At 76.5% G+C, this 14,367-nt stretch carries 14 protein-coding genes and 1 pseudogene; 7 read left to right on the top strand and 8 right to left on the bottom strand.

Going from position 1 to position 14,367, the window contains the following annotated elements:
• The first annotated feature begins 27 nt into the window (after positions 1 to 27).
• The gene (locus SJY06_RS04095; RefSeq protein WP_380164894.1) at positions 28 to 1,089 is read left to right on the top strand and encodes a peptidylprolyl isomerase; all 1,062 of its coding nucleotides are present in this window, start codon (positions 28 to 30) and stop codon (positions 1,087 to 1,089) included.
• Positions 1,086 to 2,444, top strand: a complete 1,359-nt coding sequence (locus tag SJY06_RS04090; RefSeq protein ID WP_380164892.1) for a vanadium-dependent haloperoxidase — start codon at positions 1,086 to 1,088, stop codon at positions 2,442 to 2,444. The genes SJY06_RS04095 and SJY06_RS04090 overlap by 4 nt, the downstream gene beginning before the upstream one ends.
• On the opposite strand, the gene SJY06_RS04085 is transcribed toward SJY06_RS04090, so the two are convergent.
• From SJY06_RS04085 to SJY06_RS04070, 4 genes are all read right to left on the bottom strand, one after another.
• Positions 2,340 to 3,335: a LysR family transcriptional regulator gene (locus SJY06_RS04085; protein WP_380164890.1), complete on the bottom strand. Its 996-nt coding sequence runs from the start codon at positions 3,333 to 3,335 to the stop codon at positions 2,340 to 2,342. The two genes, SJY06_RS04090 and SJY06_RS04085, sit on opposite strands and share 105 nt — an antisense overlap.
• A 166-nt stretch (positions 3,336 to 3,501) precedes the next feature.
• A complete protein-coding gene (locus SJY06_RS04080) occupies positions 3,502 to 4,311 on the bottom strand; it encodes a hypothetical protein (RefSeq protein WP_380164888.1) in 810 nt (269 codons plus the stop codon).
• Entirely contained in the window at positions 4,298 to 4,858 is a 561-nt protein-coding gene (locus SJY06_RS04075; RefSeq protein ID WP_380164886.1) for an RNA polymerase sigma factor, read from the bottom strand. Before SJY06_RS04075 ends, SJY06_RS04080 begins: the two co-directional genes overlap by 14 nt.
• Before the next feature lie 182 nt (positions 4,859 to 5,040).
• Complete coding sequence (locus SJY06_RS04070; protein ID WP_380164884.1) at positions 5,041 to 5,535, bottom strand: Lrp/AsnC family transcriptional regulator; 495 nt, start codon at positions 5,533 to 5,535, stop codon at positions 5,041 to 5,043.
• Positions 5,536 to 5,707: 172 nt separating this feature from the next.
• Here SJY06_RS04070 and hppD point away from each other — a divergent pair, with 172 nt between their 5' ends.
• Positions 5,708 to 6,904 carry a 4-hydroxyphenylpyruvate dioxygenase gene (hppD, locus tag SJY06_RS04065; protein ID WP_380164882.1) on the top strand — a complete coding sequence of 399 codons (1,197 nt, stop codon included), beginning with the start codon at positions 5,708 to 5,710 and terminating at the stop codon, positions 6,902 to 6,904.
• A gap of 119 nt (positions 6,905 to 7,023) precedes the next feature.
• On the opposite strand, the gene SJY06_RS04060 is transcribed toward hppD, so the two are convergent.
• A complete protein-coding gene (locus tag SJY06_RS04060) occupies positions 7,024 to 7,197 on the bottom strand; it encodes a CsbD family protein (RefSeq protein ID WP_380164880.1) in 174 nt (57 codons plus the stop codon).
• Between the two features lie 162 nt (positions 7,198 to 7,359).
• Between SJY06_RS04060 and SJY06_RS04055 the strand changes: the two genes are divergently transcribed.
• Positions 7,360 to 8,406: an NAD-dependent epimerase/dehydratase family protein gene (locus tag SJY06_RS04055; RefSeq protein WP_380164878.1), complete on the top strand. Its 1,047-nt coding sequence runs from the start codon at positions 7,360 to 7,362 to the stop codon at positions 8,404 to 8,406.
• A 30-nt stretch (positions 8,407 to 8,436) separates the two neighbouring features.
• Here SJY06_RS04055 and SJY06_RS04050 read toward each other — a convergent pair whose 3' ends face one another.
• Both SJY06_RS04050 and SJY06_RS04045 read right to left on the bottom strand, forming a co-directional pair.
• Positions 8,437 to 9,141, bottom strand: coding sequence for an ANTAR domain-containing protein (locus SJY06_RS04050; RefSeq protein ID WP_380164876.1), 705 nt, complete (start codon positions 9,139 to 9,141; stop codon positions 8,437 to 8,439).
• A gap of 42 nt (positions 9,142 to 9,183) precedes the next feature.
• On the bottom strand, positions 9,184 to 9,993 hold the full coding sequence (locus SJY06_RS04045) for a sigma-70 family RNA polymerase sigma factor (protein ID WP_380164874.1): 810 nt from the start codon (positions 9,991 to 9,993) through the stop codon (positions 9,184 to 9,186).
• Between the two features lie 230 nt (positions 9,994 to 10,223).
• Here SJY06_RS04045 and SJY06_RS04040 point away from each other — a divergent pair, with 230 nt between their 5' ends.
• Positions 10,224 to 10,802 carry an RDD family protein gene (locus tag SJY06_RS04040; protein WP_380164872.1) on the top strand — a complete coding sequence of 193 codons (579 nt, stop codon included), beginning with the start codon at positions 10,224 to 10,226 and terminating at the stop codon, positions 10,800 to 10,802.
• Here SJY06_RS04040 and SJY06_RS04035 read toward each other — a convergent pair.
• Positions 10,711 to 11,655, bottom strand: a complete 945-nt coding sequence (locus SJY06_RS04035; protein ID WP_380164870.1) for an aldo/keto reductase — start codon at positions 11,653 to 11,655, stop codon at positions 10,711 to 10,713. The genes SJY06_RS04040 and SJY06_RS04035 overlap by 92 nt on opposite strands.
• 140 nt (positions 11,656 to 11,795) lie before the next feature.
• On the opposite strand from SJY06_RS04035, the gene SJY06_RS04030 reads away from it, so the two are divergent.
• Positions 11,796 to 13,997: a putative bifunctional diguanylate cyclase/phosphodiesterase gene (locus SJY06_RS04030; RefSeq protein WP_380164868.1), complete on the top strand. Its 2,202-nt coding sequence runs from the start codon at positions 11,796 to 11,798 to the stop codon at positions 13,995 to 13,997.
• Positions 13,910 to 14,332 (top strand): annotated as a pseudogene (locus tag SJY06_RS04025) (HDOD domain-containing protein); the annotation flags it as partial. The gene SJY06_RS04030 and the pseudogene SJY06_RS04025, both read left to right, overlap by 88 nt.
• Between the last annotated feature and the right edge of the window lie 35 nt (positions 14,333 to 14,367).

Genomic DNA, 14,367 nt, shown 5'->3' with positions numbered 1-14,367 from the left:
CCGTCCGAGCAGACAGGAGCGACCGGCATGTCCCCCACGCGCCCCCGGCACCGTGCCCCCGTACCGGGGCCGGTGCTCCCCACCGCCGCACCACGGCGGCCCCACCTCCGTCCGCTCCTGCTCGGTGCGGGCGCTCTGCTGGTACCCGTCCTGGCCGGTTGCAGCGCCGTCGGCCCAGCCGTCGGAACCGCCGTCGACCCCGCCGCCGGTGCCGCCGCACGGGTCGGTGACCCCGCCGGGGTGCACCTGGTCGTCACCCACGAGGACCTGCAGCGCCGGCTGGCCACGCTGGAGGCGGACCCCGACGTCGCGGCCGCGATGGCGCAGGACGACGGGGTCGCCGAGCGGCTCGCCGCCGACACGCTCGCCCAGCTGGTCCAGGCGCGCCTGGTGGACCTGGCCGCAGCGGACCTGGACGTGCGGGTCAGCGAGGCCGACGTGGACCGTCACCTGGACCAGGTGGCCGCCGACGCCCTGGGCGACGACCCGGACGCCTGGCAGACGTTCCTGGCCAGCAGCGGCTACAAAGAGGAGGAGGTGCGCCAGCAGCTGGCCGAGGACCACCTGAGGGAGCGGGTCGAGGACGCGCTCCTGCCCGCCCCCCGCCCCGACCCCGCGGACGTGGCGAGGGCCTACGACGAGGGCTGGCGGGACCGGCCGCTGGTCGCCCACGTGCTCCTCGCCGAGCAGGAGCAGGCCGAGGAGGTGCACGCGCGGCTGGCGGGCGGGGAGCCGATGGCGGAGATCGCGCCGGCCCTGAGCCTGGACACGGCGTCGGCCGCCCAGGGCGGCGAGCTGGGTCCGTGGACCAAGGGCCAGTACGTCGCGTCCTTCGACGAGGCGGTGGAGCGGCATCCCGAGCCCGGTCTGTTGGACCCGGTCGCGTCACCCTTCGGCTGGCACGTCATCGAGGTGTCGGCCCCCGCCTCCGCCGAGGCCGCCGGGCCCGGCATCGAGGCCTCCCTGGCGGAGCGGGCGCAGGACGAGGCGTTCGACGCCTGGGTCACCGACCTGCGGGACAGTCACGACGTCGAGCTCGACCCCGCCCTGGGCCGGTGGGACGCGGCCACGGGCCGGGTGCAGCCGTGACGGCCCCGAGCCGCCGCCAGGTGCTGCGGGCCGCGGCGGCCGTCGGCGCGGTGGGGGCGGCGGGAGCCGTCGGTGCGGTGGCCGTCGGCCGCGACCCCGTCGACGTGGTGGCCGAGGCCGTCGGCCGGGGGCGGACCGGCGGGGGCGGGGCCGCACCGGCCGACGAGCTCCCCGCCGGGGCCGCGCTGCGGTGGCTCGACTCCTACCTGGGCGTCGTCGAGGCCGCGGGGACGCCGCCCCCCGTGGTGGCCGAGATGCTCGCCGAGCTGGGGGTGGTGCTGCACGCGGCCTGCTCCGGTCGCGACGACCCGCCCCTGCGCGAGCTCGGCGAGGGGGCGCTGCGCGAGCTGGACCTGCCGCGACCCGATGCGGGCGCCGACCCGGCCGCCGTGGTCGACGCCGCGTTCGAGCGGCTCGTGCCGCGCCGCTACGTCGACGCCACCGGTCCCGCGCTGGTGTCCGCCGTCCGGGCGGCCCGCACCCGCCTGGACGCCCTGCCACCCCGCACGAGGGGCCGCGCGGAGCAGGTCGGGCAGCGGCTGGCCGACGCGGTCCACGCCTGGTACCTGCAGGTTCTGCTCCCCGGCCAGCTGACCCCCGTGCCGCGGGCCGTGCCCGCGGGGCCGGGCACGTGGCGCAGCACCCCGCCGGACCACGAGCAGGCGGTGCTGCCGTACTGGGGCAGCAGCCGGACCCTGGTGCTCGCCGACCCGCAGCAGGTCCAACCACCGCCACCACCACCGTTCTCGGCGGCCCCCGGCAGCCGGTTCCGGCAGCAGGCGGAGGAGGTCGTGCGGACGGTCGCGGACCTGGACGGCGACCAGGAGGCCGCCGCCCGGCACTGGGCGGACGGCAAGTGGAGCGTCACCCCGCCGGGGCACTGGGCCCGGCTGGCCGGGACCCACCTCGCCGACGACGACGCCGACCTGCGTACCGCGGCCCGCACCCTGCTGCGGCTCGGGCTGTCGCAGCACGACTCGTTCGTCTCGTGCTGGTGGAGCAAGTACCACCACGACGTGATGCGCCCGGTCACGTACGTGCAGGAGGTGATGGGCGAGCGGGACTGGCTGCCGCCGGTGGTGACGCCCTGCTTCCCCGAGTACACCTCCGGGCACGCCACGCAGTCGGCGGCCGCCGCCACGGTGCTCACCGTGGAGCTCGGGGACCGCGCGTTCACCGACCGGACCGTGGCGCACCTGCCGGCGCGCCGGTTCCCCTCCTACCGGGCGGCGGCCGAGGAGGCGGCCGCCTCACGCCTGTTCGGCGGCATCCACTTCCGGGACTCCAACGAGGCGGGCCTGCTCGTCGGCGCGGAGGTGGGGCGCCAGGTCGCCGACCTGCCCCTGCTCGGCTGAGGACGGGCCCGCGGGGTGGTCCCAGCCCCCGGCCAGGTGCAGGGACAGGACCTCGACGAGCCGTCGCCGGGTCAGCACGGTCAGGCTGTCGCAGCGGTGCACCAGCGCCAGCTCGACGGTGACGTCACGCCGCATGGACGCGCGGTGGCAGCCCGCGGGCCGGAACCACTCGGGGACGACGGCCACCGCCCGGGTGGCGACCACCCACTCCGCCACCTCGCCGTGGGTCAGCGCCCGGTGGACGCACCGGGGGGCTGGCACCTGCAGGCTGCGCAGCACGGCCCGCTCGACGGGCGCCCAGGCGGCCTCCGGGCTGCGGAGCACCCAGTGCTCCCGCTCCAGGGCCGACGGGTCGACCTCGTCGCCCAGCAGCCGGTGGGCGGGCGGCAGCAGGAGACGGACCCGGTGCTGACGCAGGACCACCCGGTCGTGGTCGGCGGACAGCACCACCGCGGCACCCGCGACCGCCTCCTCCACCAGGGCGTCCACCCCGCCGTCGCGGAGCAGGGCACGACCGTCGCCCGCCACGGTGACCGTGGCGAGGTCGAGGTCGGGCAGCGCCGTGCGCAGCGCCCGGACCAGTCCCGGGGACGCGCGGTCGGCGATGCCCAGGACCAGGCTGGTCGAGGCCGCGCCCGAGGCCTCCGACGCGACGGCCTCCACCACCCGGCAGAGCCGCACCATGAGCGGCAGGACGCGCTCACCGAGCGGGGTCGGGCTCACCCTACGTCGGCTGCGGACGAACAGCGGCCCGCCGCAGGCGCGCTCGATGCGGCGCAGCTGGGCGGTGACCCCGGGCTGGGGCAGCCCGAGCACCACGGCGCCGGCGGAGATGCTGCCCGCCTGCGCGACCGCCACGACCAGACGCGCATGCCGAACTTCGAGGTCCACAGCCCACCGCTCACCTCTGGCTCAGGCCCGGGCCCCGCCTGCGGGGATGACGCACGCTGGGTGTCGGACTCGTCGCAAAGCGTGGCAATTGTGGGCCCGGCGTGCAACCGCAGCAGCCGTCCCGTGCTGGTGGGCCCCGCGGCGTCACCCGGACGGCCCGCCCGGCTCACGACAGGGGCGCCTCCCCCGTCGGCCCGCCGGCCACGGCGGGCCCGACGTCGGGGACCTCCCCGCTGAGCACCGCCGCGCCCGAGGCGTCCACGACGCGCACCTGGGTCACGTCCTCGCGCACCGTGCCCGCGGTCATGCGGCAGGACACGGCGCCCGTCACGCCGACGAACGAGCCCGCCTCCACCTCGTCGCCCGCCTCGTCCACGAACAGCACGGTGTACGTCTGCCCGGCGGGCAGGCCCGCCACCTCCAGCACGGCCTCCGTCCCCCAGGTGTGGGCGACGAGCGCCGCGTCCACCTCGAGGCCGGTCCCGCCCTCACCCCCGGTCGGGGGCCGCAACGCCAGGTCCTCCACGGCCCCGAGCGTGCCGGGCGGACCCGTCGGCGGAGCCGGCTCGCCGGCCAGGGCGGCACCCCCCGCGGCGCCCACGGCGAGCAGGGCGGCCGCGACCAGCAGCCGGGTCGACCACACCGCCGCCGCGGACCGCCCGTGCCCGGACTGCCGCGCCGCCGACCGCCCTGGCCGCACGGGCCCGGCGAGCTCCGGCCCGGCGAACTCCGGCCCGGCGAGCTCCGGCCCGGCGAGGACCCGCCGCCGGAGGTCCTCGGAGGGCGGGGACTCGTCCCACCCGGCCGGCCCGTGCCGACGCAGCGCCGCCCCGAGGCCGCTCAGCTCCTCCAGCTCCGCCGGGGCCACCGGGTCCGAACGGAGCAGCTCGTCCAGCTCGGCCCGCTCGGTCGACGTCAGGTCGTCCCCGAGCGCCGCTCCCATGAGCTCGCTCAGCCTGGCCTCACGCTCGTCCACCGGGGCTCCTCTCGTCGTCGTTCATGACCGTCCGCATGGCCTTGAGGCCGTAGTGCATCCGGGTCCGCAGCGTGGCCACGCTGCACCCGGTCTCGGCGGACAGGTCCTGGTACGTGCGTCCGGCGAGGTGGACCGCCACCACCACCTCGCGGTGCTCCGGCGTCAGCCGGGCCAGCGCCGCCACCACCTGCACCCGGGCGTGCACCTCCTCGTCAGGGGGGTCGCAGACCGGCTCGGGCCCGTCCTCGCCGACCGGCACCAGGCGGACCCGGCGGCTGCGGGCGCGGTGCACGTCCACCACCAGGTTGCGGGCGATGCCGAACAGCCACGTCCGGACCGAGCCCCGCCCCTCGGAGTAGCGCCCGCCCGCCCGCCACGCCCGGGCGAAGACGTCCTGCACCAGGTCCTCGGCGGAGCCCCGGTCCCCGACGGCGTTGAGCGCGAAGCCGAACAGCTCCCCGGCGTGCGCGCGGTACGCGGCCTCGACGTCGAACCCCGCGTCCCCGGCCGCAGCGACCGGGCCTGACCCCTCCGGCACGACCGACACGTCTCTCCGCCTCCCGCTCGGACGACCCACCTCCCGCGGACACTACGAGACACCGGACGCTCACGGGGCGTCACGGGCGTGTCGCGTCGGTCCATACCGGGGGATACGTCGGGGCGGCACCGACCGTTCACCGGCAGACGGTCCTGGTGGGCGGTCCCGGCGAGCGATCCAGGCGGCTGGGCTCAGCGGGGCGGGTTGGCCCGGGTAGGCCACTCCCGCGGCACCGAGCGCAGCAGCGGCAGCACGCGGGGCGCGACCACCGTCGACAGCACGACGACGCTGGTGGTCCGGGCCACGACCGCGGACCGGCTGATCGCCAGCAGCGTCTCCTGCAGCCCCTCGTGCGACTCGGCCGCCACGGTGCACATGACGTCCCCGGACCCCGTCACCGCGTAGGCCTCGAGGATCCCCGGGACCGCGGTCAGGTCCTCGGTCGCCCGGGCCAGGCCGCCCTGGGCGATCTCGAGGGTGATGAACGCCCGCACACCGAACCCGGCCGCCGCGACGTCGACGTCCGGGCCGTAGCCGGTGACCACGCCCTCGGCCTCCATCCGCTGCACCCGGGCCTGCACGGTGGCCCGGGCCACCCCCGACGTCCGCGACAGCTCCAGCACCCCCGCCCGGGGGTTCTCGCGCAGCCCGGCCAGCAGCGCCACGTCCAACCCGTCCAGCTGCATGGGACCTCCCGCTCCACCTAGGCAGATCGACCACCGGATATGGCTTTCTGCTGCTCGGACTGTACGCCCGGACCACCCACCACGGTCCTGCTTGTGCACCACCACGGGCAGACGCTGTCCTGAGGGCCGGCAGCACGACCGGCACGTCGTCCCCGGAGCGAAGGAGCCCCCAATGACCATCGAGCAGACCCTCACCGACGCCGAGCGCCTGGCCCACCTGGACGCCGACAGCCTCAAGCAGCTGGTCGGCCTGGTGGAGTACGACGCGGCCGGCGACCCGTTCCCGCTGACCGGCTGGGACGCCGTGGTCTGGGCCTGCGGCAACGCCACCCAGGCCGCGGCGTACTACCAGCACGTGTTCGGGATGCGGCTGGTGGCCTACTCGGGCCCGGAGACCGGCAACCGCGACCACCACGCCTACGTGCTGACCACCGGCGCGGTCCGGTTCGTGCTCAAGGGCGCCGTCGACCCCGACAGCCCCGTGGCCGACCACCACCGCGTCCACGGCGACGGCGTCGTCGACATCGCCCTCGAGGTGCCCGACGTCGACCGCTGCATCACCCACGCCCGGGCCCAGGGCGCCCGTGTCGTCGTGGAGCCGCACGACGTGTCCGACGCCGACGGCACGGTCCGCACGGCGACCATCGCCACCTACGGCGACACCGTGCACACCCTGGTGGACCGGTCCCGCTACGCCGGGCCGTACCTGCCGGGCTACGTCGCGCGCGCCGGCGGCCTCGCCGACCCGGCGCCGGAGGTGTTCCAGGCCCTCGACCACGTGGTCGGCAACGTCGAGATCGGCAGGATGGACACCTGGGTCGACTTCTACAACCGGATCCTGGGCTTCACCAACATGGCCGAGTTCATCGGCGACGACATCGCCACCGAGTACTCCGCGCTGATGAGCAAGGTCGTGGCCAGCGGAGACCACCGCGTCAAGTTCCCGCTCAACGAGCCGGCCGTGGGCAAGAAGCGCAGCCAGATCGACGAGTACCTGGACTTCTACCGCGGCCCCGGCGCGCAGCACCTCGCCCTGGCCACCGACGACATCCTCGCCGCCGTCGACCGGCTGCGCGGCGCGGGCGTGCAGTTCCTCGCCACGCCCGACAGCTACTACACCGACCCGGAGCTGCGGGCCCGCATCGGCGAGGTCCGCGTCCCGATCAAGGAGCTGCAGAGCCGCGGCATCCTCGTCGACCGCGACGAGGACGGGTACCTGCTGCAGATCTTCACCAAGCCGCTGGGCGACCGGCCGACCGTGTTCTTCGAGATCATCGAGCGCCACGGGTCCCTGGGCTTCGGCAAGGGCAACTTCCGCGCCCTGTTCGAGGCCATCGAGCGCGAGCAGGCTCTGCGCGGCAACTTCTGACCGCCCCCGCCGACACGACACAACGGCACACACCGTCGGCTAGATCGACGGAGTGTGCCGTTGCGTCGTAACGAGACCGACGCGGTGTGCCGTTGCGTCGGAACGCGTGAGAGGCCTGCTCAGCGCTTGAAGGCGTCCTTGACCTTCTCGCCGGCCTGCTTGACGTCGGCCTTGGACTGGTCGTTCTTGCCCTGGCGCTCCAGCGACTCGTCGCCGGTGGCGCCGCCGACGGACTCCTTGGCCTTGCCGGCCAGCTTGTCGACGGTGTTCTCGGTCTTGTCGGCGTCCGACATGGTGCCTCCAGGGGAGTCGTGGGTCCGTCGACGCATGGATCGGCGTCTACGGGGGACACGACAGGGGTACCCAGCAACGGGGCGCGTTAACGCCGCGCCCACGACGAACCCGGCGCACCGTCGCGACGGGCGGGCCGGGCGGGTGGACGAGGGGGTGGCGAGGTGGCCGTCGAGGCGCAGCACGAGACGTCGGGGACGACCGTCGTGGTCACGGGCACGCACGACCCGGTCGCGCCCGCCCTGGTGCGGCGGCTGCTGCGGTCCGGGCACCGCGTGGTCGTGCCCGCCCCGCCCCTGCTGCCCGGGCTGAGCGCCCTGCGGGCCCGGGGCTGGTCGCAGCCCGGCGGGCCGGAGGTGGTGGAGCACGACCCCGAGGACCCGGACGTGCCGGCGGCCCTGGCCGCGGGCGTCGACCTGGTCCTGCACGTGGCCGAGGGCGCGACCCCCGTCGCCCCCGTGGACGGACGGGCCCGGCGCGGCACCACCACCCTGGACGCGCTGTTCGCGCTGCGCGTGGCCGAGACCAACGGGGCCCGGCTGGTCATGACCTGCCCCACCGACGACGACCTGGTCGCGGCGACCCTGGAGGGGCTGCTCGCCGGCTACCGCTCCGCGCACGACGTCGACACCGTGCTGGTGCGGGTGGGTGAGTGCTACGGCCCGGGCACTCCGGGCGGCAGCGGCGTGGTGGCCCGGATGCTGACGCAGGCGCGGACGACCGGGCGGGTCGTGGTCGACGGCCGCGACGAGCGCCGCCACCACCCGTGCTTCGTCGACGACGTCGTGGACGGGCTGCTCCGGGTCGCCCTGGACCGCACCGCTCCCCCGGGCGGCGCCCCGGTCGAGCTGGTGGGCGCCGACGGGTTCAGCACCGCCGAGCTGGCCGAGCAGGTGTGCCGGGCCACGGGGGCCGACCTGCGCGTGGTGGGGCTCGCCCCGCTCGCCGCCGTGGCCGGTGGCCCCGCGGTGTCGGGGGTGGCCGCCCAAGGCCCGGGGCTGCCGGAGGGTCTGCGGCTCACCACGGCCGACGACGGTCCCGCGCGTCGCGGCGGTGACGGGCCCGACGCCCCGCTCCGGCCGTCCCGGTTCTCGCCCCGGGTCGGGCTGGCCGCCGGGCTCGACCGGTGCGTGCGCGACCCCGAGGCCGCCGCGGACGCCTCCGACCGGGCGGCGACCGCCACCGACCCACCGGCCGTCACCCTGCCCTGACCGCCTGACCGGCCTGACCGACCGCGGCGGTCAGCCCAGCAGCCGCTGCGCCAGCCGACCGGCCGGGTCCCCGGCCACGTCCCCGTCCGACCGCGCGTCCGTCGCCGTGGCCACGACCGCCCGGGCCAGGCGCCGGACCGGGGTGTTGCTGCGCTGGCTGACCTCCCGCAGCAGCTCGAAGGCGTCCTCCGCGGGGAGCCGGTGCCGGGCCATCACCATGCCCTTGGCCTGCTCGATGACCACCCGCGCCCGCAGCACGTCCACCAGCTCGTCCACCTGCTCGGCCGCGCTGCGGCAGGTCACGGCGGTCACGGCGCTGGAGACGACCATGGGCTCCCAACGGGCCAGCAGGTCGACGTCGCCCTCGGCCGGTTCGCGGTCGAGCCACACCACCAGGACGCAGTCCCCGTCCCGGCCCCACTCCGTGGGCAGCGCGACCGCGCCGCGCACCCGGTCCAGGCCCGCGTCGTCGAGGGCCGCGCGGGCCTCGGCCGCCAGCGGGCCCCGCACCACCCGCCGCTGCCGGCGGGCCACCAGGTGGGGCGCCTGCGCCACCCCGGCCAGGGCGCGGACCACGTCGGGGCCCTCGTCGGTCAGCACCGACAGCACCTCGTCGAGCGTCCCGTCCTCGTGCCAGACCAGCACGCCGACCCCGACCGCGTCGGCGGCGTCGCGCCGGAACGCGGCCATCACGGCGCTCAGCAGGGAGGAGACGATGTCGTCGAGCTCGGCCACGACCCACATCCTGGCCCGGCCCGGCCGGGCCGGCTCGGCGCGTCAGCCGGCGAGCTGCCGCAGCCGGTCCAGGGAGCGCCGGATGATGCGCGAGACCTGTACCTGCGACAGGCCGACCTCGGTGGCGATCTCCGACTGGGTGCGCTCGCCGAAGTAGCGCATCACCAGCACGGTGCGGCTGCGCTCGTCGAGCCGCTCCAGCAGCGGCTCGACCGCGGCGCGGTCGTCCACCAGCTCGAGCCCGGGGTCGTGGAAGCCGGTGGCCGGGTGCCACGCCACGGCGTCCACCGGGTCGGTGTGGCGGGCCGCCCGCCCGGCCCGGGCCCGCCGGACCGCCTCCCGGTCCACCCCGAGGGCCAGCCCCACCTCGCTGCTGCTCGGGCTGCGACCCAGCTGCTGCAGCAGGTGCTCCTCCACCGCGACGGCCCGCACGTCCAGCTCGACCACCCGCCGCGGCACGTGCACCAGGCCACGGAAGTCGCGCAGCCAGCGCCGGATCTCGCCGGTGATGCAGGGCACGGCGTAGGCCGGGAAGGCCCCCACGCCCGGCTCGTAGCGCAGCAGCGCCTGAACCAGCGCCGGCATCGCGACCTGACGCAGGTCCTCCGGCTCGCGGGTGCGCCGCCGGAACGACCCGGCGATGCGCCCGGCCATGGGGGCCCAGTGCGCCACCGCGGCGGCCACGGCCGCGGCGCGTGCCGGGTGCTCCGGGGCGAGCGCGGCGACGGCCTGGGCCAGGCCCTCGCCGACCGCGTCGTCGGGCCGGGACCGCCCGGGCGCCACCGGCGAGGCGTCACCCGGCGCGCGGGCGGTCGCGCGACCGGTGGTGGTGCGGGTGCCTGTGGGGTGCACCGGGTCTCCCTCGGGACGAGGGCGACCGACCGGGACCACCGGGACCGACCCGAAGGCCGCCCGGCTGCTGTCTGAACCGTTGGCCCCGAAACTACCGGGGCCCCCCGGGGGGTACCAGTCGAGACCTTCGGCCCAGATGGGGCCGACCCGGGCTCCACCGTTCGGACCGACCTGGCGCCGCCTGCCCCGAAGCCCCCTCCCCCGCACCCGCCGCTGCCTACCGTCGAGGGGTGAGGACGGCAGGTGACGTGATGACGGGTGCCCCCGCGGGCAGCGACCCGCTGGGTGGGGCCGCCCGGCTGCGCCTGGCCCGGCTCGACGCCGACGTGCTGCCGGAGCGAGCCCTGCACGTGGCGGTGGACGCTGTCGTGCTGACCCTGGTCCTGGCGCTGCCCGCGCTGGTGGCCATGCTCGCCGACCTGCTGGTCCGGGTACCGCCCGCGGTGCCGTTGCTGGCCGGGACCGCCGCCGTCCTGGTCGCGCTCGGCGGGGCGCTGGTCACCTGGCCGCACCACGACGGCGGCCGTACCGCGGGCATGCGCTGGGCCGGGCTGCGGGTGGTGGACGAGCGGGGCGCACCGCCCTCGCACCGGGCGCTGGCCGTGCGGGCGCTGCTGCTGCCGCTGGACCTGCTCCTCGGTCCGGCGCTGGTGCTGCTGCGCCCGGACCGGCGCCGTCTGGGCGACCTGGCCGCCGGCACCCAGGTGGTGCGCGACCTCAGCGCAGCGGGGGCGCCGGCTCGTCGTCCGGGTACTGCGACGACCCCTCGGGCGCCGTGGCCTGCAGCCGGGCCAGCTCCTCGTCGCTGAGCGACAGGGCCGCCGCCGCCACCGAGTCCCGGATGGTGGCCGGGCGCGAGCTGCCGGGGATGGGCACGACCGTGGGCGACAGCGACAGCAGCCACGCCAGGGCGACCTGGTGGGCGCTGGCGTCGTGGGCCGCGGCCACCGCGGCGAAGTCGGCGTAGCGCGAGCCGACCTGCGAGGCCCGGTCCGCCCCGCCGAACGGCGACCACGGGACGAACGCGATCCCCAGCCGCGCGCAGGTGCCGACGACCTCGGCGTGCTCACGGAAGCGGGGCGAGAACTCGTTCTGCACCGCGACCAGCCCGCCGTCGTCGGGCCCGCCGGCGACGTCGAGGGCCACGTCGAGCATGGCGGGCGTCACGTTGGACACGGCCACCTGCCGCACCAGCCCGGCGTCGCGCAGCGCCAGCAGGTTCGCCACCTGCTCGGCGTAGGGCCGGCCGGGCTCCGCGCGGTGCAGGTAGTAGACGTCCACGACGTCGCGCCCGAGCGCGGTGAGGCTGGCCTCGCAGGCGCGGCGGAGCCCGTCGGCGCTGGCGTCGCGGACGCCGCCGTCCTCGGTCAGCACGATGCCGGCCTTGCTGGCCACCACGACCTGCGACGCGTCCCCGGACCAGGTGCGCAGCGCCTCGGCGACCAGGGCCTCGTTGTGACCCATCGCGTCCCAGGACGGCGCGTAGATGTTGGCCGTGTCGACGTGCGTGACGCCGGCGTCGAGGGCGGCGTGGACGGCCTGCAGGGCACGGTCGCGCTCGGGGAGCATCGCCGCGAACGACAGCGGCATGGCCCCCAGACCGACCGGGTGGACCTGGCGGTCACCGAGGCGACGGAGGGCGGGGACGGTCGGCGTGGTCACCGCCCCATCCTGGCAGCCGCGCGTAGGCCGGACGGCTGACGGGCCTACGGCGCCGCCCCGCACCGGCCGATCATCTGGGTGGTCCCCCGACGCTCGGGGACCTGCCCACGGACGGGCGACGACAGGCAGGAGGCCTGACAGTGAGCGGGACCGACGCCCCACCGGAGGACTGCCGGGACGCGCTGCAGCACGCGGCCGCGACGTCCGACAGCGCTCTGCTGCTGGTGCGTGACGGCGAGCCGCCGGTCATCGCCTGGGCCAACGCGGCCGCGGCCGACCTGCTCGCCCGGGACGTCAGCTCCCTCCTCGGCCGACCCCTGTCCTCGGTCCTGACCTGGTCCGCGGAGGCCCCGCTGCTGCACCAGGTCCGGGTCCAGCGCCGACCGGGGGTGCTGACCGGCGCCGACGGCGGCGCCCACCCCGTCGAGCTCACGGCCCAGCCCGTCCCCGGGCACGCCATGTGGGCCGTGACCGCCGTGCCGGAGCTCGACGTGGCCGGCCGGGGCCGGCAGCACGCCGAGGCGGCCCTGGCCTACGAGGCCCGCTTCCTGGCCCTGACCGAGCAGAACCCCGTGCCCACGGTGCTGTCCGACGTCGGCATGCGGCTGGCCCACGTCAACGACGCGTTCGCCCGCCTGGTCGGGCTGCCGGTGGCGTCCTTGCTGGGCACGGGCTGGCTGCGGCTGGTCGACGAGGAGGACGTCGGCGCGGTGACCGACTGCGCGCAGCAGGCCCTGGAGGGGTCGCACTCCGACGTCGTCGTCGGTGTGGCCACCGTCGACGGCGGTCGTCGGCTGGTCCACCTGCGCCTGGCCCCGGCCCACACCCCGGGCCACGGCCCCAGCTTCGTCGGCACGGCCGAGGACGTCACCGAGCGGCTGGCCTTCGAGCAGCAGCTCGCCTACCAGGCCCGGCACGACGCGCTCACCGGGCTGCCCAACCGGGCCGCGCTGTTCGAGCGGCTGCAGGAGTCGCTGGGTCGGCCCGTGCCGCTGGGGGCGGCCGCTCCGGGCGGCGTGCCGGCCCCGGGTGAGCTCGACCCCGCCGTGGCGGTGCTGTTCCTCGACCTGGACAACTTCAAGACGATCAACGACTCGCTGGGCCACGACGCCGGGGACTCGATGCTGGTGGAGGTGGCCCGCCGCCTGCGCGGGGCCGTCCGCGACGGCGACGTCGTCACCCGTATGGGCGGGGACGAGTTCGTCGTCGTCTGCCACGGCGTCGCCGACGACGCCGAGGCCGAGGTCCTGGCCCAGCGGGTGCTGGAGGTGTGCACCCGACCCCTGACCGTCAACGGGGTGCTCGTGCACCCGTCGGCCAGCATGGGTGTGGCCCGCGCCGGCGTCGGCCACGGCGACGCGCAGGACCTGCTGCGCGACGCCGACATCGCCATGTACGACGCCAAGGCCCGCGGCAAGAACCGGTTCGCGGTCTGCGACGAGCGCTCGCGCGTGACGGCCCGGGACACCCTGCAGCTGCTGGCCGACCTCCGGGTCGCGATCGACACCGGCCAGCTGACGGTGGTCTACCAGCCCGTCGTGCACATCACGCCGCAGGACGCGGACGGCGAGCCGCGGCCCGCCACCGACTCCCGACCGCTGCCGGGCGTGGAGGCGCTGGCCCGCTGGGACCACCCGACGCGGGGCCCGGTCCCTCCGGCCGAGTTCGTCGCGCTGGCCGAGGGCCACCAGCTCATCACGTCGCTGACGGCGCACGTGCTCGACGTGGCCTGCGGCCAGCTCGCCCGCTGGCGGCGGGACCTCGGCCCGCTGTCGCCGCGCCGCCTCAACGTCAACCTGTCCCCGCTGCAGCTGGGCGACCCCCGGCTGCTGGACACCGTCACCCGGACCCTGCAGCGTCACGACGTGCCGGCGTCGTCGCTGTGCCTGGAGATCACGGAGTCGGCGATCATGGCCGACCCGGTGGCCAGCCGGGAGACGCTGCTGCAGCTGCGCGCGGCCGGCGTCTCGGTGGCCATCGACGACTTCGGGGTCGGCTACTCCTCGCTGGCGTACCTGCAGCACCTGCCCGTCGACCACCTCAAGATCGACCGTTCCTTCGTCGCGGAGCTGGCCACGGGCGGAGACGGCGTGGTGGCCGCGGCCGTCATCTCGCTCGCCCGCGCCCTGGGCCTGTCCGCCATCGCCGAGGGCGTCGAGGAGCCCGTGCAGGCGGCCCGGCTGCAGCAGCTCGGCTGCGAGCTGGCCCAGGGCTGGCTGTGGTCCAAGGGGCTGACGGGCGAGGAGCTGCAGGCGTGGGTGCTCGCCCGGGCCGGCGCGGGCGACCCGACCGACGGCACCGACGGCACCGACGGCACCGACGGCAGGCGGGCCGCGCCGTGATCGTCTGGCGCGACGCCACGACGCTGCCGGGCGCGCAGGCTCACGCTGCCGACGACTCGTGGGACACCGGGCGGGGCGTGGTGCTGCTGGAGGAGCTGCTGGCCCGCCTGGACCAGGTCCCCGCACAACGGCCGGTGGCCACCCAGATCGTCCGGATGACCCGGGACGACGACATGTCCGCCCGCCGGCTGGCCGGGGTGGTCAGCGCGGACGCGGCGCTGACCGCGCGGCTGATGCGGCTGGCCAACTCGGCCTACTACGGCCTGTCCGGCCGGGTCCGCACGGTGCCGTTCGCCGTCACGGTCCTGGGCTTCACCACGGTCCGCAGCCTGGCCCTCGCCGCCGCGGCGGGGCTGGGCGGCCACGACTC

The organism is Jannaschia sp. R86511 (genome assembly GCF_042466345.1).
GTDB lineage: Bacteria > Actinomycetota > Actinomycetes > Actinomycetales > JBBAYJ01 > Aquipuribacter.
This window is presented reverse-complemented; position numbering and strand designations above follow the sequence as displayed.

Excerpts from the sequence above, each read along its gene's own strand:
- SJY06_RS04070 (WP_380164884.1), bottom strand. The coding sequence starts at position 5,535 with ATGCAGCTGGACGGGTTGGACGTGGCGCTGCTGGCCGGGCTGCGCGAG.
- hppD (WP_380164882.1), top strand. The coding sequence starts at position 5,708 with ATGACCATCGAGCAGACCCTCACCGACGCCGAGCGCCTGGCCCACCTG.
- SJY06_RS04095 (WP_380164894.1), top strand. The coding sequence starts at position 28 with ATGTCCCCCACGCGCCCCCGGCACCGTGCCCCCGTACCGGGGCCGGTG.
- SJY06_RS04060 (WP_380164880.1), bottom strand. The coding sequence starts at position 7,197 with ATGTCGGACGCCGACAAGACCGAGAACACCGTCGACAAGCTGGCCGGC.